The following is a 26,533-nucleotide window of genomic DNA, read 5'->3' on the forward strand; positions in this document are numbered from 1 at the left end:
ACCCCCCCGGGATATTTTTGCTCAGAAGAAGATGGATTTGGGATGAGGCCGACAAGCGAGGCAGAACTGGCCGAGATGGTGCGCGGGGCGGCTGGGCCGCTTCGGGTGCGGGGTGGCGGGACGCGGACGATCGGCCGGCCGGTGACGGGCGAGGTGCTGGAGACCGCGGGGCTGTCGGGGATCTCGCTTTACGAGCCGGGGGCGCTGACGCTGGTGGCCGGGGCGGGAACGCCGCTGGCCGAGATCGAGGCGACGCTGGCGGGCGAGGGGCAGAGGCTGCCCTTCGAGGTGCCGGACCTGCGCGGGCTTCTGGGGCGTTCGGGCGAGAGCACCGTCGGCGGCGTGGTGGCGGCGAATGCCTCGGGGCCGCGGCGGATCCAGGCAGGGGCCTGCCGCGACAGCCTGATCGGGGTGCGGTTCGTCGACGGCGCTGGCATCGTGGTGAAGAACGGCGGGCGGGTGATGAAGAACGTCACCGGCTATGACCTCGTGAAGCTCATGGCGGGCAGTCACGGCACGCTGGGCGTGCTGAGCGAGGTGAGTTTCAAGGTGCTGCCGGTCCCGGAGGCGGCGGCCTCGCTGGTGGTGGCCGTCGCCGGCCCGCGCGAGGCGGTGGCGGCGATGGCCGCGGCCATGGGCACGCCCTACGAGGTGAGCGGGGCGGCCTGGGTGCCGGGCGAGGGCGTGATCCTGCGGCTGGAGGGGTTCGCGGCCTCGGTGGCGGCCCGTGCGGGCAAGCTTGCCGCGCTGATGGGACGGCACGCCGAGGTCGGGATCGAGGAGGCGCCGGGGGCGGTGGCCGCGCGCTGGTCGGCGATCCGCGACGTGACGGCGCTGGCGGGGCGCGCGGGCGATGTCTGGCGGATCTCGGTCAAGCCGTCGGACGCGCCGGACGTGGTGGACGGGCTTGGTGCCGAGGCGGTGGCGATGGATTGGGCCGGCGGGCTGATCTGGGCGCTCGTGGCGCCGGGGACGGACCTGCGCCCGCGGCTGAAGGTGCCGGGGCACGCAACGCTGGTGCGGGCCGAGGCGGACACGCGGGTCGCGGTGGTGCCGTTCCATCCCGAGGCGCCGGCGCTGGCGACCATCTCGCAGGGGATCCGGACAAGGTTCGATCCGCGCGGCATACTCAATCCGGGGATCATGGGCTGATGCAGACGAATTTCACAGAGGCGCAGCTGGCCGAGCCGGGCATCAAACGGGCGAACGAGATCCTGCGGGCCTGCGTGCATTGCGGGTTCTGCACCGCGACCTGCCCGACCTATCAGGTGCTGGGCGACGAGCTGGACAGCCCGCGCGGGCGGATCTACCTGATCAAGGACATGCTGGAGAGCGGGCGGCCGGCGGATGCCAAGACCGTCAAGCATATCGACCGTTGCCTGAGCTGCCTTGCCTGCATGACCACCTGTCCGTCGGGGGTGCATTACATGCACCTCGTCGATCATGCCCGGGCGCATATCGAGAAAACCTACACCCGCCCCCCGCGCGAGCGGCTGCTGCGGTGGATGCTGGCGAAGGTGATCCCGCACCCGGGGCGGTTCCGGCTGGCGTTGATGGCGGCGCGGCTGGGGCGGCCCTTTGCGCGGTTGATGCCCGATGCGCGGCTCAGGGCCATGCTGGCGATGGCGCCGGACAGGCTGCCCAGGCCCTCGGCGGGCGACCGGCCGCAGGTGTTCGCGGCGGAGGGGCCGCGGAAGATGCGGGTGGCGCTGATGACCGGCTGCGCGCAGAAGACGCTCAACACCGACATCAACGACGCGACGATCCGGCTTCTGCGCCGCCTCGGCTGCGAGGTGGTGGTGGCCCTGGGCGCGGGCTGCTGCGGGGCGCTGACCCATCACATGGGGATGCAGGACGACAGCCACGCCAGCGCCGCGCGCAACATCCGCGCCTGGATGGCCGAGAAGCGGGGCGAAGGGCTGGACGCGATCGTGGTGAACACGAGCGGCTGCGGCACCACGGTGAAGGATTACGGCCACATGTTCGCGGCGGATTCGCTGGCCGGGGACGCGGCCGAGGTGGCGGACCTTGCCGTCGACGTGTCGGAGCTGCTGGAGCGGATCGGCCTTCCCGAGGGCATCGACCGGGGTCTCAGGGTCGCCTATCACGCGGCCTGTTCCCTGCAGCACGGGCAGCAGGTGAAGACCGCACCGAAATCCCTTCTGAAGCAGGTGGGTTTCGAGGTGGTCGAGCCTGCCGATAGCCACCTGTGCTGCGGCTCTGCGGGGACCTACAACCTGTTGCAGCCCGAGATCTCGGCCGAGCTGAAGGCGCGGAAGGTGAAGACGCTCGAGGCGAAGGCGCCGCAGGTGATCGCGGCGGGCAATATCGGCTGCATGATGCAGATCGGCTCCGGTACCGGGGTGCCTGTGGTGCATACGGTGGAGCTGCTCGACTGGGCGACGGGTGGGCCGAAGCCGCGCGCGCTGGCGTGACGGGCCTGGCGTGACGGGCCTGGCGTGACCGTGCGGGGGCTGGGGGCACTGCGGCGCGCGGCGGAACATCCCGCGCCGCCGGTCGTTGTAATGGGGTCGTTGTTGTAACGAGACGGCGCGGCCCGGCGCGGCACGGGGGCAACGGTTGCGGAAGGATGCGCAGTGTTCACGCGCATTTTCGGCCCGGCGCCGCCGACTTGCCGTATCTTGGCCGTGGGGCCGGGCTATCGGTTGTGCCGATCGGACGTGCCACGCCAAAGATCAGATACGAAGACCCGAGACCCCGGACCGACCTCATGCGCCTTGCCTCCTTCCTGGCGATTCTCAGCCTTTTCAGCCTTGTGCTGCCGATCGCGGCGCGTGCCGACGCCGCGCTGGAGAAGCTCGAGACCGGCTACGAGGTGGCCGGCTGGAACGGGGTCGGGCAGCTCGACATCGGTGGGCGGGGCTTCTGTACCGCGGCGCTGATCTCTCCGACGCTGGTGCTGACCGCGGCGCACTGCCTGCACGATCCGTCGACCGGAAAGCTGGTCGATGCCTCGAAGCTGCGGTTCCTGGCGGGCTGGCGCAACGGGCGGGCCGATGCCTACCGCGACGTGCGCCGGGCGCTGGCGCATCCGTCCTATGTCTATTCCGACCGCAAGTCGGCGGGCGACGTGAACTACGACCTTGCGTTGCTGGAACTCGACAGCCCGATCCGGTTGCCGTCGATTCAGCCCTTCGACGTTGGCGCGCCGCCGGCGCCGGGGGCGACGGTGGGGGTCGTGTCCTATGCCCAGGGGCGGTCGGAGGTGCCCTCCTACCAGAAGGCCTGCCAGGTTCTGGCGCGGCGCAACTCGATCGTGGTGATGAGCTGCGACATTGATTTCGGCGCCTCGGGTGCGCCGGTGTTCCAGTTCGTCGACGGCCGGCCCGAGATCGTCGCTGTGGTCTCGGGCAAGGCGGTGATCCGCGGCAAGCCCGTGTCGCTGGGGATCGCGGCCGAAGATCCGCTGAAGACGCTGCGCGCCGAGCTGAAGGCGTCGGACGGGAGCCGCTTCGTCCGGGCGCCGGTGCCGGGCGACGGCGGCGCGGTGACGGGGGTGCTGCCGACCGGCGGCATTCGCGCCGGGGGCATGGGAGCCGGGGGCATCCGCGCCGGCGGGGCCAAGTTCCTGCGTCCGTGACCCCGGGGCCCTGAAGTGCCGGCCCTTAGATATCGGCCTTGATCCCCAACCCGTGAGCCATGCTCCGTACCCTGAGAGTGCGTGCCCCGACACCATGTTTCCAGCGCCGTGTTTCCGGCGTGATTGCAGGGGGTTGCGCCTTGCCATGCAGACGGCCCGCAGGGGGCTGGCGGGGTCTTGAAGCGCCGTTGCGCGATACATACCTAAGCCCTGTCCGGGTGCCATGACGGGCCCGGTTTTCCTGCCTGTCCCCGCAGGGGAAGGCGCAACACCACATCGCTCCATGGAGGATGACAATGCGTACCTTTGATCTTGCCCCGCTTTACCGGGCAACCGTCGGCTTCGACCGTTTCGCCGACCTCGTCGACCGCGCCCTGACCAATGACGTCGGGCAATCGACCTACCCGCCCTACAACATCGAGAAGACCGCCGAGAACGGCTATCGCATCACCATCGCCGTCGCCGGTTTCGCGGCGGACGAGCTGAACGTCGAGGTGAAGGAAAACACCCTCGTCGTCGCCGCCCGCAAGGCCGAGGATGCGACCGACCGAACCTACCTGCATCGTGGTATCGCGACCCGCGCCTTCGAGCGCCGCTTCGCGCTGGCCGACCACGTGAAGGTGACGGGGGCCGCCCATGCCGACGGCATGCTGCACATCGACCTGGTGCGCGAGACGCCCGAGGCGCTGAAGCCGCGCCGGATCGAGATCGCGCGCAGTTCGGACCTCGAGGCCAAGGCCGTCGAGGCGCAGGAAGCGCCGGCCGAGGCCTGATCGGCCGGAGAGACCCCGATCGCAGGAAAGACCGGATCGGACTGGAAACTTCGGGGGGCGTGCCGCTGGCGCGCCCCTTTTCGCATGTCGCGCGGCCCGGACGGCGGGACCGGCGGGGGCGCTGCCCCCTGCACCCCCCGGGATATTTTCGAGCAGAAAGACGGGAAGGAAGAGGGCGGCATGGTATCTGCGCCAGATCAAGGTGTGGCGGCGGAGCTGCGCTACAGATCCGGTGTGGCCGCTTTCATGCTAGGCTGGCGGCATGGTTCATGTTTGGGAGGAGAGAACCCGTGCCCCAGATCGACGACGACTTCAGCGGACAGACCGTGATCACCACCTTCGAGATGACCCCCGGCACCTGTGCCGATCTTCTTGAGGCGCTGACCGATGCCTATGCCAGCTTCATTTCGAAGCAGCCTGGTTTCCTGGCGGCGGGGTTGCATGTGAACGACGCCCAGACCCGGATCGCGAATTATTCCAAGTGGCGCCGCCGCGAGGATTTCCAGGCCATGCTGCGCAGCCCCGAGATGCGCGAGCGCAACCGCCATATCTCGTCACTCTGTTCGCGGTTCGAACCGGTGATGTACGAGGTGGCGGCAGTGTTCTGAGCATCCGTCAGGAGATCTTGCGGGAATGATCCGGAGCATCGACCTTGCCGCGTTGGCCGTGGGTGTGCTGCAGCTTGCTGACATGGCGACGACCCTGATGGCCATGGGGCGGGGCGCGCGCGAGGCCAACCCTCTGGTCGCGGCCTGCATGCGGCTGCTTGGCCGGGTCGGGGGTCTTGCACTGGCCAAGCTTGCGGGGCTGGGCCTGACGCTGTGGCTGTGGTGGCAGGGGTCGGGCTTTCTGCTCTGGGCCGTGGCGCTGCTGTACCTGTGGGTGGTCATGCACAACCTGCGGGTCTGGCGCCGGAGGCGGCGGCGGGCCCGTGCGGCGCGGCGGCCGGGGGCTACATCGCTTCCTTGATGCCGTGGCGGATCAGCATGCGGTTGGTTGGCCAGGCGGTGAGCAGGCCCGCGCCCATGGCGATCTGCATCGCAAGCCAGAACGGCGGCGAGGCGGGGATCAGCCGCGCCCCGATCAGATCGGGGAAGACCCAGAAGTGGAAGATCGCCATGGCGCCGTACATGCCCACCTGCCACGAGATCAGCGACAGCGCGTCGGCCTTCACCGCCGCAACGATGCCCTGCAACGGCTTCAGCCCCTGCATCGGCACGATGGCGTAGTACTGAAACACGATCCCCAGCACGAAGGCGAGGATGAAGTCGAGGCCCCAGGCCGCGAAGATCCGGTCCGGCCAGAACCCGGGATAGCCGAAGAAGGTCAGGATCCCGGGCCAGAGCGCGGCGGCGCTTTCGGCCAGGATGTCGCCGAGGCTGCAGCCGGCCCCGCAGTGCAGCGACCCCTTGGTGACGGAGACGGCTGAGGGATCGGCGGTACCGCCGTGGTTGTCGCCATGATGATGGTGGTGATGATGGTGGTGGTCGGCGCCGCCCTCGGGCGAGCGGCCATGGCGCAGGTAGAAGGCGACAAGGATGGGCCCGCCGAACAGCGCGGTCAGCGGCCAGACCGCGGCCATGATGCCCATCGGCGGCGGTCTGCGGCGGACGTCGATCGCCACCCAGAGCGCGGACGCCACCCCCAGCACGATTGTGAGCCAGGACAGAACGACGAGCCAGGAAGGATACATGAAGACAACGGTCCGGTTCGGAAAGGTTAGAGGCGTCTGCCCCGGCCCTCTGGGGAAGGGACCGGGGCGCGTGCCGGGGACAGAAGGCACGTTAGACGCTATCCGGACAGGCAAGCCGGACACAGACACAACGTCGCAGGGGCAGGGCGGTTCCTGAGGCGGCGAAGTTTTTTCTTAACCTTTCCCGCGGTTGAGCGGGCGGGACGGATGCATTGCCCCCCGGCACGTCACTTGCGCGCGGGGCGTTTCCTCGGCTTGGAACTCATCCCCGGGCGGCCGGCGGTGGAGCGGCCCTTGGCGGCGCCCGCGGCCTCCACCGCCGCCTCGACCGCCGATTGCCGCGCCAGCGGGTCGTCGGAGACGGCAAGGTCCACCGCCTCCAGCCGCTTGACCTCGTCGCGCAGGCGCGCGGCCTCTTCGAACTCCAGGTTTTCCGCGGCCTTGCGCATCTGGACACGCAGCGCGTCGAGATGCGCCTCGAGGTTGGCGCCGTGCATGGGGGCCTCGACCTTGGCGGTCACGCGGTTCATGTCGGTGTCGCCCTGCCACAGGCCCGCCAGCACGTCCTCGACGTTCTTCTTCACCGTGGCGGGGGTGATACCGTGTTCCTCGTTATAGGCGATCTGCTTGGCGCGTCTCCGGTTGGTCTCGTCCAGCGCGCGCTGCATGGAGCCGGTGATGCGGTCGGCATACATGATGACCCGCCCGTCGGCGTTCCGCGCGGCCCGGCCGATGGTCTGCACCAGCGAGGTTTCCGAACGCAGGAAGCCCTCCTTGTCGGCATCGAGAATGGCCACCAGCCCGCATTCCGGGATGTCGAGCCCCTCGCGCAGAAGGTTGATGCCGATCAGCACGTCGAAGGCGCCGAGGCGCAGGTCGCGCAGGATCTCGATCCGCTCGATCGTGTCGATGTCGGAATGCATGTAGCGCACGCGGATACCCTGTTCGTGCAGGTATTCGGTCAGGTCCTCGGCCATGCGTTTCGTGAGGGTGGTCACGAGTGTGCGCATCCCGGCAGCGGCCACCTTGCGCACTTCGTCGAGAAGGTCGTCGACCTGCATTTCCACCGGGCGGATCTCGACCGGCGGGTCGAGCAGGCCGGTGGGGCGGATTACCTGCTCGGTGAAAACGCCGCCGGTGCGGTCAAGCTCCCAATCGGCGGGAGTGGCCGAGACAAAGACCGACTGAGGGCGCATCGCGTCCCATTCCTCGAACTTGAGCGGTCGGTTGTCCATGCAGGACGGCAGGCGGAAACCGTGCTCGGCCAGGGTGAACTTGCGCCGGTAGTCGCCGCGGTACATGCCGCCGATCTGCGGCACCGTCACGTGGCTTTCGTCGGCGAAGACGATGGCGTTGTCGGGGATGAATTCGAACAGGGTGGGCGGCGGCTCACCCGGCGCGCGGCCGGTGAGATAGCGCGAGTAGTTCTCGATCCCGTTGCAGACGCCCGTGGCCTCCAGCATCTCCAGATCGAAGGAGGTCCGCTGGTCGAGGCGCTGCGCTTCAAGAAGTTTCCCTTCCTTTTCCAGCTGGGCGAGGCGGTCGCGCAGCTCCTTCTTGATGCCGACGACGGCCTGGTTCATCGTCGGGCGCGGGGTCACGTAGTGCGAGTTGGCGTAAACGCGGATCTGCTTGAACGTGTCGGTCTTGGCGCCGGTCAGCGGGTCGAACTCGACGATGCTTTCCAGCTCGTCTCCGAAGAACGAGAACCGCCAGGCGCGATCTTCAAGGTGGGCGGGCCAAAGCTCCACCACGTCGCCGCGCACCCGGAAGCTGCCGCGCTGGAAGGCGGCGTCGTTGCGGCGATATTGCTGCGCCACCAGTTCCTGGATCAGTTGGCGGGGGTCGTAAGTCTCCCCCGCGACCAGATCCTGCGTCATGGCCGAGTAGGTCTCGACCGAGCCGATGCCGTAGATGCACGAGACCGAGGCCACGATGATCACGTCGTCGCGTTCCAGCAGCGCCCGGGTGGCCGAGTGGCGCATCCGGTCGATCTGTTCGTTGATCTGGGATTCCTTCTCGATATAGGTGTCCGAGCGGGCGACATAGGCCTCGGGCTGGTAGTAATCGTAGTAGCTGACGAAGTATTCCACCGCGTTGTCGGGGAAGAAGCCCTTGAATTCGCCGTACAATTGGGCGGCCAGTGTCTTGTTGGGGGCAAGGATGATCGCCGGGCGCTGGGTTTCCTCGATGATCTTGGCCATGGTGTAGGTCTTGCCGGTGCCGGTGGCGCCCAGCAGGACCTGATCGTGTTCGCCCGCCGTGACGCCGCCGGCCAGTTCCGCGATCGCGGTGGGCTGGTCGCCCGCCGGCTGGAACGGGGTCTGCATGACGAAGCGCCGGCCGCCCTCCAGCTTGGGGCGGGTAAGCACGTCGGGCCGGAGCGTCGGCGCGTTGGTATTGTTGTGCGGCATCGGACGATTCCCTGAGGGGTTTCCCCCAATCTGGTCCGTTTTTGTTCCGGTGCAACCCTTCGCATCGCGGATCTGCGCCACGGTACTGGCCCCCGGTGCGGGCCGGGGGTGTCCGGGTCGCAGGAGCGGCGCGGCCCTGCCTAGCGCCCCGTCGTCCCGCCCTGAGGCGCGGGACGCGCCTGGGCCCGAGCACTGGGCTGCGCGCCGATCTGCGCCCGGGCCTCCCGCCGCCGGGTCAGCAGGCGGCGGAGTGTCATCGCCGCCGCGCCCTCGACCGGCAGCACGACAAGGCAATAGGCCCAGACCAGAAGCGCCATGGGCCAGCCGATCGGCGTGACCAGCACGCCGTAAACCGCGAAGAGCGTGCCCACGACCTGCGTCGTCTCGGTCGCGAGGAAAAGCCGCAGCGCGGGCCAGGGCCGTTGCCAGAACCAGCCCTGGTTGCGCGTGACGTAAAGCGTCATGTGCCCCGAGACGAGGAGCTTGAGGAAGATCAGCGTCTGGATCACCTCGCGCGGCAGGTGCATCACGCTGTCCACGTACCAAAACAGCAGGAACGTCTCGGCCACGCCCAACACGCCCAGGGTGCTTGCGATGGTGATCACCCGGTGCATGTCCCAGCGCACCGGTCGTTCGGCCACGGTGACGTTGTCATAGGCGATCATCATGATCGGAAAGTCGTTCAGCACCGCCAGCAGAACGATCATGATCGCGGTGACCGGGTAGAAGTTGTAGGCGAGGATCGTCAGCGTCATGAACAAGAGCACCCGGATCGTCTCGGCGATGCGGAAGGTGGCGTAGCTGGTCATGCGCTCGAAGATGCGCCGGGCCTCGGCGATCGCCTCGGTGATGATCGAAAGGCCCTTTTCCGTCAGCACCAGGTCGGCGGCGGCGCGGGCGGCATCGGTGGCGCCGCTGACGGCGATACCCGCGTCGGCCTGCTTCAGGGCGGGGGCGTCGTTCACGCCGTCGCCGGTCATCGCGACGATGCTGCCGCTTTTCTGTAGCAGCTCGACGATGCGGAATTTGTGTTCCGGCAGCACCCGGGCAAAGCCGTCCGCGGCGCGGACCCGCGCGATCACCTCGCCGTCGGCTCCGTCGAGCAGCTGGCCCGCCGGCTCGATCTGCTCGCCGAGGCCGAGCTGCCCGGCGATCTGGCGCGCGATCGCCTCGTGGTCGCCGGTGATCATCTTGACCTCGAGGCCCATGGCCTCGGCCTTCGCGATGGTGTCGGCGGCATCGGGGCGCGGCGGGTCGAAGATCGGCAGAAGGCCGAGGAACTGCCACGCGCCCCCCGGGGCGGCGCGGGCCGCACCGAGCGCGCGGAACCCCTTGTCGGCCAGCGCCACGACCTCGGCCTCGATCACGGCGCGCGCGTCGCCCGCAACCTTGGCAAGGTCGAGGATCACCTGCGGCGCGCCCTTGGAAAAGCGCCAGCTGGCGCCGTCCTTCGTGGCCTCCACCTCCGTCCGTTTCGAGACCGGGTCGAAGGGGGTGAAGCGGCCCCGGCTATAGCCGGGAAGCGCCTCCAGCCCCTTTGCCGCCGCCAGTACGGCCTGGTCGATCGCGTCGGGCGCCGTGGCGTTGCACGCCAGGGCCGACGCCAGCAGCAGGTCGTCCTCCGTCGCGCCCTGCGCGGGGCGCGGGGCCTCGACCGTCAGCTGGTTGAGGGTCAGGGTGCCGGTCTTGTCCGAACACAGCACGTCGACACCCGCCAGCTCCTCGATCGAGACCAGCCGCGCGACGATCGCCTTCATCCGCGCCAGTCGCTCGGCCCCGACCGCCATCGTGACCGACATCACGGTGGGCAGGGCCACCGGGATCGCCGCGACGGTCAGGATAAGGGCGAACTGCACCGTGCGCCAGAACGGATCGTGCCGGAGGATCGAGACGACGACGATCAGCGCCACCAGCGCGAGCGCGCTGACGATCAGGAAATTGCCGATCCGCATCACCGCCTGCTGGAAATGCGACTTGGGGGCCGCCGACTGCACCAGCGCCGCCGTGCGCCCGAAATAGGTGTGCATGCCCGTGGCGGTGACCTCGCCGGTCATCTCGCCCAGCTTCACCACCGCGCCGGAATAGGCGGTGTCGCCCGGGGCCTTGTCGACCGGCAGGGATTCCCCCGTCAGCGCCGCCTCGTCGACCGACAGATATGCGCCCTCGGCCAGCCGCAGGTCGGCCGGGATGATGTTGCCGATCGCCAGCCGCACGATGTCGCCCGGCACCAGCTGCTCCGCCGCGATCTCCTGCCACGTGCCATCGCGCAGGACCCGCGCGGTGGGGGCCAGCTTTTCCTTCAGCAGGGCGATCGCGTTGTCGGCCTTGTTCTCCTCCCAGAAGCCGACCCCGGCGTTGAGAAGCAGCATCGCGAGGATCACGCCGAAATCGGCCCAGTCGCCAAGCGCCAGCGACAGCACCGCCGCGACCTCGATCAGCCAGGGGATCGGCCCCCAGAAATAGCCCAGGATCCGCTTCAGCAGGCTCTGTCGGCGCTCCTGCAGGGCGTTCGGGCCGAAGCGGGCCAGCCGCGTGTCGGCCTCGGCCGCGGTCAGGCCGCGTTTCGGATCGGTGGGGGGCAGGGCGGGTTGCGCTGCCTCCGGGGTGGGGGTGCCGGCGGTCATCCTGGCTCCTGTCGTCGCGTCTCTCATCTCTCGTCTGTCCCGGCGGCCTCTCCGACCGGGCCTCCGACCACGCGGGCGGTGTGGCGCGCGATGGTCAGGTCCTCGTCGGTGGGAATGACCCAGACCGCAACGGCGCTGCCCGCGCTGCTGAGGCAATGTGCGCCGGCGTCGTTCGCCGCCGGGTTGAAGCGCAGGCCCAGCCAGTCAGCCGCGCGGCAGACCGCCTCGCGCACGGGGGCCGCGTGTTCGCCTATGCCCCCGGTGAAGACCAGCGCGTCGAGCCCGCCGAGCGCGGCGGCGAGGGAGCCCAGCTCCCGCGTGATGCGGTAGGTGAAGATCTCCACCGCCTCGCGCGCCTCGGGGGCGTCGCTGGCCAGAAGCGTGCGCATGTCGTTGCTGATCCCCGACACGCCGAGAAGCCCCGATTCGCGGTAGAGCAGCCGGGAAAGCGCCTCGTATCCCATGCCCTTTTCCTTCATCAGGTAAAGCAGGACCCCGGGGTCGATCGCGCCCGAGCGGGTGCCCATCGGCAGCCCGTCGAGGGCGGTGAACCCCATGGTCGAGGCCACGCTGCGCCTGTCCTTCATCGCACACATGCTGGCGCCGTTGCCGAGGTGGGCCACCACCACGCGGCCCCCGGCGACGGGCCCGAGGATATCGGGCAGCCGGCTTGCGATGTATTCGTAGGACAGGCCGTGGAAGCCATAGCGCCTGATGCCCGCGCCGGTCAGCTCGCGCGGCAGGGCGAAATGCGTGGCGACCGGGGCGTTTCCGGCGTGAAAGGCGGTGTCGAAGCAGGCGACCTGCGGCAGATTCGGCGCAGCTTCGGCCAGCGCCCGGATCGGGGCGAGGTTGTGGGGCTGATGCAGCGGGGCCAACGGCGTCAGCGCGTCGAGACGGGTGAGCGTCTCCGGCGTGACGACGACGGGCCGGGTGAAGGCCGGGCCGCCATGCACCACCCGGTGGCCGGCGGCGACCAGCCGCAAGCCGTCCTCATGCCGCGCGATCCAGTCGAGGACGAGGCGCAGGATCGCGCCATGGTCCGCCCCGGCCGGCAACCGGTGGTCAAGCGCATGGGCGGCGCCCGTCTCGACGATGCGCAGATGCGGGGCCGAGCCGAGCCCGTCGACATGGCCGTCGGCCAGCGGGGCGGGATCGGCGGTGCCGCCACGCAGGCGGTAAAGGCCAAACTTCAGGCTGGAGGAGCCCGCGTTCAGGGTCAGGACGGTGTCGGTCATGGCTGCCCGGCCCCCGCGCCGTCCATGCCAGCGCCGTCCACGCCAGTGCCCTTGCCTGTCGTCCCGACCGTCGCCGCCGCGGCTCCGGCGATCGCCCCGCCCGCGGCCTTGTGGGCGCGGATCAGTGCCGCCACCGCGCAGGAGGCGAGGCGGCTTTGCGCATCGTCGGCCCGGCTGGTCAGGATGATCGGCACCCGCGCGCCCAGCACCACCCCCGCTGCCGCCGCGCCGGCCAGGTATTCCAGCTGCTTGGCGATCATGTTCCCGGCGTCCAGGTCCGGCGCGATCAGGATGTCGGCGGCGCCCGCCACCGGCGAGACGATATGCTTGGTGCTGGCGGCGGCGGGCGAGACCGCGTTGTCGAAGGCCAGCGGCCCGTCGACGATGCCGCCGCAGATCTGGCCGCGCTCGGCCATCTTGCAAAGCGCCGCCGCATCGAGGGTGGAGGGGATGCGCGGATTGACCACCTCGACCGCCGAGAGGATGGCGACGCGGGGTTCCGCAATCCCCAGCGCGTGGGCCATGTCGATGGCGTTCTGGACGATGTCGCGCTTGGCCGAGAGGTCGGGCGCGATGTTGATCGCCCCGTCCGAGATGAACAGCAGGCGGTCGTAGCTGGGCATATCCATCAGGAACACGTGGCTGAGCCTCGCCGCGGTGCGCAGGTTGTTCTCGGCCGCCATGACGGGGTGAAGGAACTCGTCGGTGTGCAGGCTGCCCTTCATCAGCGCCTGCACCTCGCCCTCGTGCGCAAGCCGCGCGGCGGTGGCGGCGGCTTCGGCCGAATGCTCGGTCGCGACAAGGCGATAGGGCGCGATGTCGAGGCCCGCCTCTTCGGCCGCGGCGCGGATCCGGGCCGCGGGGCCGACCAGTACCGGCGCGATCAGCCCGGCCTGCGCCGCGGCGACCGCGCCGCCAAGCGCGTTGGCATCCACCGGGTGCACCACGGCGGTCGGCAGCGGCGGCAGCGCTTCGGCCTGGCGGATGATCGCGCGGAACTTGGCGCCGGGCTGCCGCAGGGTGACGGTGGGCAGCACGACGCGGGGTCGCGATACCTTCTCGGTCGGTGCGATCACCAGCGCGACGCCGTCGATCACCACCTTGCCCGACTGGTCGACGCAGCGGCAATCGAAGGTGATGCGGTGATGCTTTTCGTCCTTCTCGCGGGCGGTAACGGTGACGGTGACCGTGTCGCCCAGCCCGATCGGCCCGAGGAAACGCAGGCTCTGGTCAAGGTAGATCGTGCCCGGTCCGGGCAGCTGGGTGCCCAGCACGGTGGAGATCAGCGATGCACCCCACATGCCGTGGGCGATCACCTTGTGGAACAGGTCGCTCCTGGCGAATTCGGGGTCGACATGGGCAGGGTTCATGTCGCCCGAGACCGTGGCGAACAGCTCGATGTCGCGGATCGTCAGGGTGCGGGTCAGGCTTGCGCTCTGGCCCGGTGCGATCTCTTCGAAGGTGAGGTTGGTGATCAGGTCGGGGGTGGTGTCCATGAGGAGGGTCCTGCAACTGGGGCGCCGGACGCGGGCCGCCCGGAGGGAGGAGGGGAGGTGGCCGCGATCAGCCCATGATGTGATATCCGGCGTCGATGTGGATCGTGTCTCCGGTGACCGAGGCGGCCGCGTCGCTCACCAGGAAGGCGGCCATGGCGCCCACGTCGTCGATGCTGACGAGGCGATGTTCCGGGGCGCGGGCGGCGGCCTGCTCGATCAGCGCGTCGAAATGGTCGATGCCCGAGGCGGCCCGGGTGCGCAGCGGCCCGGGCGAGAGCGCGTTGACCCGGATCCCCGAGGCCCCGAGCTCCGCCGCCATGGCCCGGGCGGTCGCCTCGAGGGCGGCCTTCACCGGCCCCATGAGGTTGTAGTGGCCGACCACCTTCTCGGCGCCGTAATAGCTCATCGACAGGAAACAGCCGCCCCGGGTCATCAGCGGCTCGGCCAGCCGGGCCATGCGCACGAAGGAATGCACCGAGACGTCCATCGCCTCGGCGAACCCCGCCTGCGAACAGTCGACCACCCGTCCGTGCAGATCGTCCTTCGGGGCGTAGGCAATGGAATGCAGCACGAAGTCGAGCCGCCCCCACCGGTCGCGGATCGCGTCGTAGACGGCCTCGAGCGCGCCGGGATCGCGCACGTCGCAGGGCAGTATGAGCGGGCTGTCCAGCGCTTCGGCCAGCGGGCGCACGTAGGGCTCCGCCTTGGCGGAAAGGTAGGTGATCGCCAGCTCCGCCCCGGCCTCGCGGAAGGCGCGGGCGCAGCCGTAGGCGATGCTGTTCTGGTTCGCGATCCCGAGGACCAGCCCCACCTTGCCTTGCAGGTTCGTCATCGTGACCTCCGGTGTCTCATGCCTGTTTCTCCGTGCAGAAGCGTGCGGCTATTTCTCGTGAACGTAGGTGCCAGGGGCGTCGCAAAGGGGCGCAAGGCCCCTGTCGGCGCGGCCCATCGGCGGCGGCGCGACCTGTTCGCCCGAGCGTTCGGCCAGCCAGCCCTGCCAGGCGGGCCACCACGAGCCCTCGTGCACGGGCGCCTCTTCCTGCCATTCCTCGGGGCCGACATAGGGGTCGTGCGCGGCCTTGGTGGCGAGGCGGTAATGCCGGTGCGGGTGGCCCGGTTCGCTGATGATGCCCGCGTTGTGCCCACCCGAGGTGAGCAGGAAGGTCACGTCGGTATCCGTCAGCAGGTTGACCTTGTAGACCGATCGCCAGGGCGCCACGTGGTCGCGTTCCGCCCCCACGACGAACAGCGGCACCCGGATGTCGGTCAGCGCGACCGGGGTGTCGCCGACACGGTACCGGCCCTCGGCGAGGTCATTGCCCAGGAACAGGCGGCGCAGGTATTCCGAATGCATCCGGAAGGGCATGCGCGTGGCGTCGGCGTTCCAGGCCATGAGGTCCGACATCGGGCTGCGCCGGCCCATCAGGTAGCCCTGCACGATCTGCGACCAGACCAGGTCGTTGGTGCGCAGCATCTGGAACGCACCGGCCATCTGCTTGGTGTCGAGATATCCCTTGGCCCACATCATGTCCTCGAGAAAGGACACTTGGCTGTCGTCGATGAAAAGCGTGAGCTCCCCCGCCTCGGTGAAGTCGGTCTGCGCGGCGAACAGCGTCATGCTGCCGATCCAGTCCTTGCCGTCGCGGCCAAGCGCCGCTGCCGCGATCGACAGGAGCGTGCCGCCGATGCAATAGCCCACCGCGTGCACCTTCTGCGGGCCGGCGATGCCGCGCACCGCCTCAAGCGCGGCCAGAACGCCGGAGGTGACGTAATCGTCCATCCCCAGTTCGCGGTCCTCCTCGGTCGGGTTCCGCCAGGAGATCATGAAGACGGTGTGGCCGTTCTCGACCAGGTAGCGCACCATGGAGTTCTGCGGCGACAGGTCGAGGATGTAGTATTTCATGATCCAGGCCGGGACGATCAGCACCGGCTCGGCCTGCACGGTCGCGGTGGTGGGCGCGTACTGGATCACCTCGATCAGGCGGTTGCGGAAGATCACCTTGCCCGGGGTGATCGCGACCTCCTGCCCGACACGGAACTCCTCGGCGCCGACCGGGGGTTCGCCCAACAGGGTATGGTGGCTGTCCTCGATCAGGTTCTGCAGGCCCCGCACCAGGCTCATCCCGCCGGAGCGGCGGAATTCGGCAAGGATCTCGGGGTTGGTCAGGGGAAAGTTCGAGGGCGACAGCGTATCGAGGGCCTGGCGGGCACCGAAGCCAACCATCTGCTCGTGATGCTCGGCGACCCCTTCGACGCCGCTCGTGGCCTCGCGCCAGAGCTGTTCGATCATCAGGAAGTACTGCGAGATCGCGGCAAAGGGCATCGTCTGCCAGTCCGGCGCGGCGAAGCGGTGATCCTGCGGCAACGGCGCGACCACCGGGTCGGCGGGCTGTCCGGTCATCGCGCGTGCAAGGTAGCCGGCGAAATCGGCCCAGCGGCGGGCGGCGTTGCCTGCCACCTCGGCCTGCCGGCCCGGCGAGTTGGCGAAATGCACGAACCAGTCCATGTAGGCGGCCATCGCCGAGGCGGGCGACATGCCCGAGGAAAGCCGGGCCTCGGCCGCGTGCAACTGCCTGTCGAGGGGGGCGACCGTGTTCCCGCTCATGGTGCTCAACCGGCCTTCCGGACGCGGGAAACGGGTTCTTCGGTCTTCTCGTCGCCGGGTGTCGCCGCGTTGTCTAGCTCGCGCGCAAGTTCGTGCGCGAGCTCGGCGTAGCGGTCGCCGAGCCGCTTCGACAGATCCGCCCAGATCCTGGCGCGCCGGGACGAGGCCTCGACCGCGGCGACCATCGCCTCGAGCTGAAGTTCGGTCAGGTCCTGCGGACGGCGCGTGAACAGCAGCCCGGGCATCTTCTCGGTGAAGGCCATGGCGCCTTCGGCGAACAGGGCGCGCTGCTGCTCTAGCGCATCGCCGCAGATCTGCTGAAGGTCCGAGACATAGCCCGCGAAAAGCTGCGCAGGCAGGTCCATCGGGCGGGGAATGGCAGTCCCGGCAGCGGGCTGCCACATCTGGAAGGCGGCAGTCATCTGCTGAAGGGCCGAGGTGACGGGATCGGTGGTATTGGTCGTGGCCATGTCGTGTCCTCCGGGGGGGGGCGAGCGAATTGGGGACTTGCAGCGCGGATACCCGGCTGCGGTGCAACGGGCCGCAGGGGCCGGAACACCTGTGGGCCATTTTCGGCATGCTGCGGTGCGGCGCCTTGATCTCGCGCAGGTTGCGGGGCCTGCAGGCCCCGATATTCGCTAGATTCCTTCAAAACGGCGTGAGCAGGCGTAACGCCGCCGTTATTTCCGGGCCCGAGTCGCCGCGCGCCTTTTGCCGCCCCCGCCCGACCCACGCGGATCGGCAGAGACGGGCCGGGCAGGGCGCTCCTGCGCCGTGCCGTATGGTCAGGCCGCGACGATCTTGCTATGCGACGGGGGATGGACCGGCGGCATCGGGCACCGCTGCCCGCGCCAGCGGTGCAGCCATTCAGTGATTTGGGGGACCAGCCTCGCATGACCATGCTCGAAACCTTCATCAAGCCGATGCACCGAGAGGGGATCAAGTTCGTCGCGATCTTTGCCGTCGTGACGCTGGCGCTGTTCCTTCTCTGGGAGCCCCTGGGCTGGCTCGGGGTCGGGCTGACGGTCTGGTGCTATTACTTCTTCCGCGATCCCAAGCGTGCGACGCCGCAGCGCGAGGGGCTGGTGGTCAGCCCCGCCGACGGCGTGGTGTCGCTGATCGAACCGGCGGTTCCGCCGGCCGAGCTGGGCATGGGCCCCGAGCCGCTGACCCGGGTCAGCGTGTTCATGAGCGTCTTCAACTGCCACGTGAACCGCTGCCCGGTCGCCGGGCGCGTGACCGAGGTGGCCTATCACCCCGGCACCTTCGTCAACGCCTCGCTCGACAAGGCGAGCGAGAACAACGAACGCAACGGCCTGCGCATCGAGCTTTCCGACGGCCGGAGCCTCGCCGTGGTGCAGATCGCGGGCCTCGTGGCGCGGCGGATCATGTGCTGGACCGCGCCGGGCCAGAGCCTTCGGACCGGGGAGCGGTTCGGCCTGATCCGCTTCGGCTCGCGGCTTGATGTCTACTTGCCCGAGGGGGTCCAGCCGCTTGTGGCGCTTGGCCAGACCATGATCGCGGGGGAAACCGTGCTGGCCGACCTCAAGGCAGATGAACCCCGCCGCCAGGCAATGGTGGAATGACAATGACCGAGCCCAGATCCACCGAGCGCCCGCGGCGCAGGGCAGAGCTGCCGCTGATCACCCTGCTGCCCAACCTCGTGACCGTGGCGGCGATTTGCGCCGGCCTCTCGGCGATCCGCTTCGCGATCGAGGGCAACACGCTGGGCGCGGTGCAGCTGATCCTGGTCGCGGGGCTGTTCGACGGGCTCGACGGCCGCCTCGCGCGGATGCTGAAGAGCGAGACCCCGCTCGGGGCCGAACTCGACAGCCTCGCCGATTTCCTGAACTTCGGCGTGGCGCCGGGGATCCTGCTTTACACCTGGGCGTTCGGCGACCTGCGCAACGAGGGCTGGATCGCCGTGGTGATCTATGTCGTGTGCTGCGTGATGCGGCTGGCCCGGTTCAATGTCGGCAACAAGGCGGAGACCGCAGGCGCATCGAAACGCTTCTTCACCGGCGTGCCGGCGCCGGCGGGGGCTTTTCTGGCGATGCTGCCGGTCTTTGTCTCGTTCACCTGGTCGCGGGTGCCGCTGGTGCCCGAACCGGTGATCGCGCTCTACATGGTCGCCGTGGGGCTGCTGATGATCAGCCGGATCCCGACCTGGTCGCTGAAGTCGCTGACGATCTATCGTGAGAACGCGCGCGTCTTCCTGGTCGGCTTCGTGGCCGTGCTGGCCGCGCTCCTCAGCTTTCCCTGGATCTCGCTGTCGATCCTGTGCCTGGCGTATTTCGCCGGAATGGCCTGGTCGTGGCGGGTTGCCAAGTCAATTCGTTAACGGCAAGGTCCGCACCATGGAAATCCAGGCTATCGAGAAATCCTATGCCCTCTGGGCCCCGGTCTACGACAAGACGTTCGGCGCAGTGACCCAGGCCGGACGCCGCCGCGCGGTGTCCTACGTCAACACCCGGGGCGGCAGCGTGCTAGAGGTCGGCGTCGGCACCGGCCTTGCTTTGCCGCTCTATGGCAAAGGGGTCGAGGTGACGGGCGTCGACTATTCCGAGGAGATGCTGGAAAAGGCCCGTGACAAGGTCAAGGGACGCGGGCTTTCGCAGGTCAGATCGCTGCAGCAGATGGACGCGCGCGAGCTGTGCTTTGCCGACGATTCCTTCGACAACGTCGTCGCGATGCACATCATGTCGGTCGTGCCCGAGCCCCGCAAGGTGCTGGCCGAGATGACGCGGGTATGCAAGCCGGGCGGGATCGTGCTGATCACCAACCACTTCGCCCGCGAATCCGGCGCGCTGGCCACGCTGGAACGGGTCTTTGCGCCGATGGCGAACCTCATCGGCTGGCATTCCGACTTTCCGATCTCGACCGTCATGGGCGAGACGGGGCTGGCGCTGACAGAACGCCGCGCCCTGCCGCCGCTGGGCATGATGACCTTCCTCGCCTTCCGCAAGGACGCCTGAGGCCGGCTCTTCCGGTCCTTGCCGATCCCTTGCCCCTTCGCCGCCGGGCGGGGACCTTCGGCCGCTGACGCTGCGCCCGGGTTCGGGGCGGTGGCCGGCGCTTGGCCAACCTCTGCCCGGAAATTGGCGACGCCGCGGCGCCCGTTGCCGGATATCTGGGCGAAGCCTGCTCCGGCGGTGGCAAAATACAATATTCAGTGCGGCCCCGGACAATCGAGGCCCCGAGGCACGCTCCTAAGATCGGTTTCGGCCCCACCAAGGTCAGACCTGTCCAACGGAGCGGAACATGAAACATTCTCAGAAACGAGCCCTGCCTTTACTGCGCCGCAACCTGCACCGCAGCCTGCGCATTGCCGCAATGGCGCTGTGCCTGACCCTTGTCGCCGCCAGTTTCACCCTGCTGCAAACCACCGCGGCGCGGGCGGCCGACACCCCCGCCGCCTGCCAGGCGCTGCAGCAGAAGTACCCGGCCCTGAAGGGCAAGACGCTGGTCAACGCCGTCAACCCGCACACGCCGGGTTACGAGGCGCTCGACCCTGAAGATCCGTCGAAATACGTCGGCTTCGACATCGACCTGGGCGAGGCGATCGCGCATTGCCTGGGCTTCAAGCTGAGCTACAAGTCGGTGACCTTTGCGGCACTTCTCACCACGCTCGAGGCGGGGCAGGCGGATATCGTCATCTCGGACATCTACGCCACCAAGGGGCGTGCCAAGGCGGCGGACTTCATCACCTACCTCAAGGTCTATGACGGCGTCCTCGTGGCCAAGGGCAACCCCAAGAAGATCACCGGCATCGACATGTCGCTGTGCGGAACCACCGCGGCCGAGAACACCGGCTATGTCGAGGTGCCGCTGATCCAGGCGCTGGCGGAGAAATGCAAGGCCGCGGGCAAGCCCGCCCCGCAGATCCAGCTTTACGACAACAACGCGAACTGCATCCAGGCGATCCTTTCGGGTCGGGCCGACACCTACATCAACGACGCCAACACCGTCGACGGCGCGGTGAAGGCCTATCCCGCCAAGCTGTCCAAGGCGACGGCGGTGACACTGCCCTATTCGGTCGGGATCGCGGTGCCGCGCAACAAGCACGACTTCCGCGCGGCGGTGATGGCGGCGCTGGAAGCGATCCAGAAATCCGGGATGCAGGAAAAGCTCATGGCGAAGTGGAACCTGCCCAAGGACCAGATGGAAACGCCGAAGCTGGTTCTCGCCGACTGATCCGGCCCCAGGCCATCGAACGGGGTGCCGGGCCGCGCGCGGCCCGGCATCCCGCCCCCTTCTCCGCACAAGATCCCGGACGGACGCCATGGACCTGTTCCTGAAATACCTTTCGCAGCCCTATCTCCTGACCGGGATCGTCTACACCATTGTGATCACCTTCGGCGGCCTTGTCGGCGGCTCTCTGATGGGGATCGTCCTGTCGGCGATGCAGCTGAGCCGGTTCCGGGCGCTGGCGGTGGTGGCGCGGATCTACGCCATCATCTTCCGCGGCACGCCGTTGATCCTGCAGATGGTCTTTGCCTACAACGCGCTGCCCCTGATCGGCATCAAGCTTTCGGCGCTGGAGGCGGCGGTGCTGGCGCTGACCTTCAACGAGGCGCCCTTCATCGCCGAGATCATCCGCGCCAACGTGCTGGGCGTGGATCGCGGCCAGACCAGCGCGGGCCAGGCGCTGGGAATGCGGCCGGCGGCGATCATGCGCCGGGTGGTGGCACCGCAAGCGTTCCGGATGATGGTGCCCGCGCTTGGCAACGAGGCGGTCAGCGCCCTCAAGAACTCCTCGCTCGCCTCGGTGATTTCCGTGCAGGAGCTGACGCTGCGCTCGACGCAGCTTGCCTCCTCGACCTTCGATTTCTTCTCGATCTTCTTCGCTTCGGGGCTGATGTACATCGTGCTGGCCGGGCTGATCGCGCTGGTGCAGATCCTGATCGAGGTCGCGCTGGACCTCGATCGCCCCGACCCGCGCCAGCGACTGGCCGCCCTGATGCCGTGGATCCGGCGCGAGCTTGCCCCGGCGCCCACAGCCCCCCTCGCCACCGGAGAGGCCATCGCGACCGAGGCGGAAAGCGCCGAAGCCGAGCCCGAGCCGGAATCTGACCCCGAGCATCTCCCGCCCCTCGACCGCGCGGCGCGCGAACGCACGCTGGCCTCGGCCAAGGTCGTCCTGCAGATCGACGGGCTGGTGAAATCCTACGAGGGGAAGCGCGTTCTCGACGGGCTGGACCTCGAGGTGCGGCAGGGCGAGATCGTGGCGCTTCTCGGCCCGTCTGGGTCGGGCAAGTCGACGCTGCTGCGATGCATCAACCGGCTTGAGGGCTGGGACAGCGGCCGGATCAAGGTGCTGGGCCGCCATATCGGCCTGTCGGGCAACAACGTGCCGCTGTCTCCGCGCGAGATCGCCGATGCCCGGGCCGAAGTCGGGATCGGCATGGTGTTCCAGAACTTCAACCTCTTCGGCCATCTCACCGCGCGCGAGAATATCGCGGGGCCGCTGCGCTGGGTGCAGCATGTCCCGGCGGAACAGGCCGCCCGGCGCGCCGACGACCTGCTGGACCGGGTCGGGCTGTCGCATCGTGCGGATGCCCTGCCGCGGCACCTGTCGGGCGGGCAACAGCAGCGCGTCGCCATCGCGCGGGCGCTGGCGTCGAACCCGCAGATGCTGCTCCTGGACGAGCCGACCTCGGCGCTCGATCCCGAGCTGGTGGCCGGGGTCCTCGGCCTGATCCGCCGGCTGGCCGAGGAGGATGGGCTGACCATGCTGATCTCGACCCACCAGATCGGATTTGCCCGTGACGTGGCCGATCGGGCGATCTTTCTCGACGGCGGGCACATCGTCGAGGACGGCCGCGCCGACAGAATGCTCAGCCACCCCGAGAACCCGCGGACCGCGCGTTTCCTTCGCGTGCTGTCCGAGGACGCGCCGATCCCGGCCTGACACCGACATCCGGCCCCACGCCGGCCCCCGTTTGCAAGAGCAGGAGAACCCCTTCCCATGCGCCACTACACGCTTCCGGTCTCGCCGAAGACCGTTCACTGGGGCTATTTCAGCAAGGCGGTCACCCCCGCGCTGACCCTGAAGTCGGGCGACCGCGCCACGATCGAGACGCTGACCCACCACGCTAACGACGATTACGAGCGGATGATCCGCGACGATCCGGGCGCCGAGGCGGTGTTTCGCTGGACGCGAGAGGAAAAGCCGGTCTGGCGCCGCGGCGCGGGTTCGGTCGAGCCACCCTTCACCTACGGGCCGGGCGAGGGGCTGGGGGTGCACCTGATGACCGGCCCGGTCGCGATCGAGGGGGCGGAGCCGGGCGACGTGCTCGAGGTGCGGGTGCTGGACGTGCGACCGCGGCCCAGTTGCTCGGCCTGCTACGCGGGGCGCTGCTTCGGGTCGAACGCCTCGGCGAACTGGGGGTTTCACTACCACGACCTGATCGAGGAGCCGAAGCCGCGCGAGGTGGTCACGATCTACGAACTCGACACCAGCGGGGAGCCGGTGGCGAAACCGGTCTACAACTACGTCTGGACGCCGCAGACCGATCCCGACGGGGTCGTGCACCCGACGATCGACTATCCCGGCGTGCGGGTCGACCACGCCCTCGTCCAGCACCGCGAGAACATCCTGCCCGGCGTGCGCGTGCCCGCGCGGCTGCATTTCGGCACCATGGGCCTTGCGCCGTCCGAGGCGGAATTCGTCAGCACCATCCCGCCGAACTACACCGGCGGCAACATCGACGACTGGCGCATCGGCAAGGGCGTGCGGATGTATTACCCGGTCGCCGTCGAGGGCGCCTTCTTCTCGGTCGGCGATCCCCACGCGGCGCAGGGCGACAGCGAGCTGAACGGCACCGCGATCGAGACCTCGCTGACCGGCGATTTCGAATTCATCCTGCACAAGCGCGACGATCTGGAGGGGACGATCCTCGAAGGGCTCGACCACCCGCTTCTGGAAAACGACCGGCAGTGGTCGGTCTACGGCTTCACCTTCCCGAACTACCTGCAGACGCTGGGGCCGGAAGGGCAGGCCACCGTGGCCGAACACGCCAGCCTCGACCTTGCGATGCGCGATGCGTTCCGCAAGCTGCGCCGGTTCCTGATGACCACCCGTGGGTTCAGCGAGGACGAGGCGGTTTCGCTTATGTCCGTCGCCGCGGATTTCGGCATCACCCAGGTGGTTGATGCAAATTGGGGCGTTCACGGCTCGATCCGCAAGGATCTGTTCACGTGAGTGGCGCCCGGATTCTGGCCGCGGGATGAAAGCTTCCCTAGGATCCGGGGCGGGCCGTCCGAGGCCCGCCATGTTGAGGGCAGGCCAGGTCGGGATGCCGGTCACGCGATTCCAGAGCGAAGCCTACCCGAGCGAGCAGCGCGATCGCGCCTGGCTGGATTTTCTCGACGGCATCGGCCTGCAGGAGATCGCGCCGGGGCGCGGCACTGGTCCGGGCACTGGTCCCGGTGCTGGCGCGGGGAAAGGGGCGTCGCAGGCGGCCGGCTATCGCTCGGGTCTTGCACATGGCGGGGCGCCGGGGCTGATGCTGGCGCGGCTGTCGATCCCGGGCGGGTGCCTCGCGCCGGTCGCGCGGCGGGGCGGGGCGCCGCTGATCCTGCTGCCGCTTGACGAGACGGTCGAGATCCGCCGTGGCGATGACGGGCTGAGCCTGCGCAGCGGAGAGCTGGGCCTGTTGCCTGTCGATCCCGGCTGGCACATCCGCCTTCTGCGCGACGGCCGTGCGATCTGCGTGACCCTGCCAGAGGCGCAGCTTTCGGGGCGGCGGTCGCCCAACACCGGGTTGGCGGCCCCGCGGGCGTTCCAGCGCGAGGGCATGGCCGCGGTCTTCGCCGCCGCCGTCGAGACCGCCGCGGCCGAGATCGAGCGTCTTCAGCACGGCGACTGGGCGACGCTGGCCCAACAGCTGAGCGACCTGTTCTTCGGTCTGCCCGCGCAGGCTGCGCCCGACGGCAACCGTGGCCCCGGGGCCGGGCTGATCGGCCGGGTGTCGCAGCGGATCGAGGCGCACCTCACCGACAGCGAGCTGAGCGCCGAGGCGGTGAGCCGGATGGAGGGGATCTCGGAGCGTTATCTTCAGCGGCTGTTTCGCGAGACCGGAGAGACCTTCACCCAATACCTGCGCGAGCGCCGGTTGCAGCGGGCCCGCACCATGCTGTCGGTGCCGGGCGAGACCGAGGTGCCGGTTGCCAACATCGCCTACAACTGCGGCTTCGGCGATGCCGCGAACTTCAGCCGGCTCTTCAAGCAGCGCTTCGGCCAGCCGCCGGGCGCCTACCGCGCCAGCATCGGCGAGGCCCGGCGCGAGGATGAGGGCGGGGTCGAGAACCGTGGCTGGCCGATGGACGCGCTGACCCGGTTCCAGCCGCGTCTTGCCTGGTCGGACGGGGTGCGGCGGACGGTGTCGGACGAGGTGTCGAACACCCCGGGGCCGCCGGGGCAGGTGCATCACCTCAAGGTCGATGCGTCGACGGTGCACTGGGGCTACTTCAGCCGCGCGCTGGCGCCGGTACTGTCGGTGCGGCCGGGCGATCAGGTCATCATCGAGACCCTGACGCAGCACGCCACCGACGCGCCGGAGCTGATGATCGCGGGCGATCCGGCGGCCGAGGAGATCTTTTACTGGGACGGCAGGCGCAAGGGCATCGACCGTCGCGGCGCGGGGCCGCAGGATGCCTCGGTCTTCGGCCGCGGCGCGGGCGAGGGGTTCGGCGTGCACATCTGCACCGGCCCGATCCACATCGAGGGGGCAGAGCCCGGCGACGTGGTCGAGGTGCATATCGACGAGCTGGCGCCCCGGCCCAGCCGGGCCCCGGGCCATGAGGGGCGGATCTTCGGCAGCCACGTCTCGGCCTGGTGGGGCTATCAGTATTCCGACCTGCTGACCGCGCCCAACCCGCGCGAGACCGTCTCCATCTTCGAGATCCTCCCCGACGCCGGCGAGGCGGGGCAGGCCGAGCTTCTGTATTCCTACCGCTGGGCCGAACAGACCGATCCCTTCGGCGTGACCCATGCGACCTACGATTACCCGGGTATCCCGGTGCGGCCCGGCGCGGTGGCGATAGACCCCGCACCCGAGCGCCCGCTGCGGGTGCCGCTGCGCCCGCATTTCGGCGTCATCGGCCTTGCCCCGCGCGAAGAGAACCTGATCGATTCCATCCCGCCGGCCTATTTCGGCGGCAATATCGACAACTGGCGGCTGGGGCGGGGGGCCTCGGTCTATCTGCCGGTCTCGGTCAGTGGCGCCCTTCTGTCCATCGGCGATCCCCATGCGGCGCAGGGCGACGGCGAACTGGCGGGCACGGCGATCGAATGCTCGATGACCGGGCGGATCACGATCCGGCTGCACAAGCGCGGCGCGCCGATCGCCAATGTCAGCTACCCGCTGATCGAGACGCCGGAGGCCTGGGTGCTGACCGGGTTCAGCCACCCCGACTACCTGTCGGAATTCGGCAAGAAGGGGTTGAGCGAGGTCTACGCCAAATCCTCGCTCGACCTGGCGATGCGCGATGCCTTCCGCAAGGCGCGGCGCTTTCTGATGGTTCGCGGCGGGTTGAGCGAGGATCACGCCATCGCCCAGATCTCGGCCGCCGTCGATTTCGGCGTGACCCAGGTGGTCGACGGCAACCTGGGCATTCACGCGATCATTCCCAAATCACTGCTGCCAGACATCAAGGAGTAGAGCCATGCAGTATCACATGGTCACCGGCGGGCCGAAGCCCGTCGCACCGTTCAGCCATGCCGTGGAACAGGACGGGCTGATCTGCATCACCGGCCAGATGCCCGACACGGCAGACGCGCCCGGTATTCTGCCCGAAGGGATCGAGGCGCAGACGCGCAACGTGATGGCGAACCTCGAGACGGTGCTTGCGGGTATCGGCCTCGGCTGGACGAACGTGATGATGGCGCGGGTCTACCTGACCGAGTTCCAGCGCGACTATGCGGCGATGAACGCGCTCTACGCCAGCTACTTCCCTGCCGACCGGCGCCCTGCGAGGACCTGCGTGGGCGTCACCGGCCTTGCCTATGACGCGCTGATCGAGATCGACCTGATCGCCCGGAGATGACACCGGTCAGGGCGCGGCCCCTGCAGGGACCGCGCCTCG

The 26,533-nt window shown here is 68.8% G+C and carries 22 protein-coding genes; 14 read left to right on the forward strand and 8 right to left on the reverse strand.

What is annotated here, in order from left to right; genetic code table 11:
- The first annotated feature begins 42 nt into the window (after positions 1-42).
- The 6 genes from CVV76_RS08730 to CVV76_RS08755 all read left to right on the forward strand — a co-directional run bounded on the left by CVV76_RS08730 (position 43) and on the right by CVV76_RS08755 (position 5,343).
- Positions 43-1,152 (forward strand): FAD-binding protein, encoded by a 1,110-nt coding sequence (locus CVV76_RS08730; RefSeq protein WP_102224252.1) that lies wholly within the window; start codon positions 43-45, stop codon positions 1,150-1,152.
- Positions 1,152-2,435 (forward strand): glycolate oxidase subunit GlcF, encoded by a 1,284-nt coding sequence (glcF, locus tag CVV76_RS08735; protein WP_102224253.1) that lies wholly within the window; start codon positions 1,152-1,154, stop codon positions 2,433-2,435. The genes CVV76_RS08730 and glcF overlap by 1 nt, the downstream gene beginning before the upstream one ends.
- 296 nt (positions 2,436-2,731) lie before the next feature.
- Positions 2,732-3,601, forward strand: a complete 870-nt coding sequence (locus CVV76_RS08740; RefSeq protein ID WP_102224254.1) for a trypsin-like serine peptidase — start codon at positions 2,732-2,734, stop codon at positions 3,599-3,601.
- A gap of 296 nt (positions 3,602-3,897) precedes the next feature.
- A complete protein-coding gene (locus CVV76_RS08745) occupies positions 3,898-4,374 on the forward strand; it encodes an Hsp20 family protein (protein ID WP_102224255.1) in 477 nt (158 codons plus the stop codon).
- A gap of 290 nt (positions 4,375-4,664) precedes the next feature.
- Positions 4,665-4,982, forward strand: coding sequence for an antibiotic biosynthesis monooxygenase family protein (locus CVV76_RS08750; protein ID WP_269844484.1), 318 nt, complete (start codon positions 4,665-4,667; stop codon positions 4,980-4,982).
- Between the two features lie 25 nt (positions 4,983-5,007).
- Positions 5,008-5,343, forward strand: a complete 336-nt coding sequence (locus tag CVV76_RS08755) for a DUF5658 family protein (protein WP_102224257.1) — start codon at positions 5,008-5,010, stop codon at positions 5,341-5,343.
- Here the strand turns inward: CVV76_RS08755 and CVV76_RS08760 are convergent.
- From CVV76_RS08760 to CVV76_RS08795, 8 genes are all read right to left on the reverse strand, one after another.
- Positions 5,327-6,067, reverse strand: coding sequence for a DUF4396 domain-containing protein (locus CVV76_RS08760; protein ID WP_102224258.1), 741 nt, complete (start codon positions 6,065-6,067; stop codon positions 5,327-5,329). The two genes, CVV76_RS08755 and CVV76_RS08760, sit on opposite strands and share 17 nt — an antisense overlap.
- A gap of 227 nt (positions 6,068-6,294) precedes the next feature.
- Entirely contained in the window at positions 6,295-8,481 is a 2,187-nt protein-coding gene (gene uvrB, locus CVV76_RS08765; RefSeq protein ID WP_102224259.1) for an excinuclease ABC subunit UvrB, read from the reverse strand.
- A 140-nt stretch (positions 8,482-8,621) separates the two neighbouring features.
- Entirely contained in the window at positions 8,622-11,105 is a 2,484-nt protein-coding gene (locus tag CVV76_RS08770) for a plasma-membrane proton-efflux P-type ATPase (protein WP_102224260.1), read from the reverse strand.
- A gap of 23 nt (positions 11,106-11,128) precedes the next feature.
- Positions 11,129-12,343 carry an acetate/propionate family kinase gene (locus tag CVV76_RS08775; protein WP_102224261.1) on the reverse strand — a complete coding sequence of 405 codons (1,215 nt, stop codon included), beginning with the start codon at positions 12,341-12,343 and terminating at the stop codon, positions 11,129-11,131.
- Positions 12,340-13,839 (reverse strand): bifunctional enoyl-CoA hydratase/phosphate acetyltransferase, encoded by a 1,500-nt coding sequence (locus tag CVV76_RS08780; protein WP_102224262.1) that lies wholly within the window; start codon positions 13,837-13,839, stop codon positions 12,340-12,342. Before CVV76_RS08780 ends, CVV76_RS08775 begins: the two co-directional genes overlap by 4 nt.
- A gap of 67 nt (positions 13,840-13,906) precedes the next feature.
- Positions 13,907-14,671 (reverse strand): enoyl-ACP reductase FabI, encoded by a 765-nt coding sequence (gene fabI / locus CVV76_RS08785; RefSeq protein ID WP_102224263.1) that lies wholly within the window; start codon positions 14,669-14,671, stop codon positions 13,907-13,909.
- Between the two features lie 48 nt (positions 14,672-14,719).
- The gene (locus tag CVV76_RS08790; RefSeq protein WP_102224264.1) at positions 14,720-16,444 is read right to left on the reverse strand and encodes a PHA/PHB synthase family protein; all 1,725 of its coding nucleotides are present in this window, start codon (positions 16,442-16,444) and stop codon (positions 14,720-14,722) included.
- Between the two features lie 5 nt (positions 16,445-16,449).
- A complete protein-coding gene (locus CVV76_RS08795) occupies positions 16,450-16,914 on the reverse strand; it encodes a hypothetical protein (RefSeq protein WP_102224265.1) in 465 nt (154 codons plus the stop codon).
- Positions 16,915-17,262: 348 nt separating this feature from the next.
- Between CVV76_RS08795 and CVV76_RS08800 the strand changes: the two genes are divergently transcribed.
- The 8 genes from CVV76_RS08800 (at position 17,263) to CVV76_RS08835 (ending at position 26,494) form a co-directional block, all read left to right on the forward strand.
- Positions 17,263-18,030: a phosphatidylserine decarboxylase gene (locus CVV76_RS08800; RefSeq protein ID WP_269844485.1), complete on the forward strand. Its 768-nt coding sequence runs from the start codon at positions 17,263-17,265 to the stop codon at positions 18,028-18,030.
- Positions 18,031-18,032: 2 nt separating this feature from the next.
- Entirely contained in the window at positions 18,033-18,785 is a 753-nt protein-coding gene (gene pssA / locus CVV76_RS08805) for a CDP-diacylglycerol--serine O-phosphatidyltransferase (protein WP_332888538.1), read from the forward strand.
- 16 nt (positions 18,786-18,801) lie between these two features.
- Positions 18,802-19,419: a class I SAM-dependent methyltransferase gene (locus tag CVV76_RS08810; protein WP_102224268.1), complete on the forward strand. Its 618-nt coding sequence runs from the start codon at positions 18,802-18,804 to the stop codon at positions 19,417-19,419.
- Between the two features lie 286 nt (positions 19,420-19,705).
- Positions 19,706-20,638 (forward strand): ABC transporter substrate-binding protein, encoded by a 933-nt coding sequence (locus CVV76_RS08815; protein ID WP_199178543.1) that lies wholly within the window; start codon positions 19,706-19,708, stop codon positions 20,636-20,638.
- 88 nt (positions 20,639-20,726) lie between these two features.
- Positions 20,727-22,355, forward strand: coding sequence for an amino acid ABC transporter permease/ATP-binding protein (locus CVV76_RS08820; RefSeq protein ID WP_102224269.1), 1,629 nt, complete (start codon positions 20,727-20,729; stop codon positions 22,353-22,355).
- 57 nt (positions 22,356-22,412) lie between these two features.
- Positions 22,413-23,648 carry an acetamidase/formamidase family protein gene (locus CVV76_RS08825; RefSeq protein ID WP_102224270.1) on the forward strand — a complete coding sequence of 412 codons (1,236 nt, stop codon included), beginning with the start codon at positions 22,413-22,415 and terminating at the stop codon, positions 23,646-23,648.
- Between the two features lie 70 nt (positions 23,649-23,718).
- On the forward strand, positions 23,719-26,109 hold the full coding sequence (locus CVV76_RS08830; RefSeq protein ID WP_199178544.1) for an acetamidase/formamidase family protein: 2,391 nt from the start codon (positions 23,719-23,721) through the stop codon (positions 26,107-26,109).
- 4 nt (positions 26,110-26,113) lie between these two features.
- Entirely contained in the window at positions 26,114-26,494 is a 381-nt protein-coding gene (locus tag CVV76_RS08835; protein ID WP_102224272.1) for a RidA family protein, read from the forward strand.
- Positions 26,495-26,533: the final 39 nt, after the last annotated feature.

The sequence above is a fragment of the Acidimangrovimonas sediminis genome, assembly GCF_002871005.1.
In the GTDB taxonomy this organism is placed as follows: domain Bacteria; phylum Pseudomonadota; class Alphaproteobacteria; order Rhodobacterales; family Rhodobacteraceae; genus Acidimangrovimonas; species Acidimangrovimonas sediminis.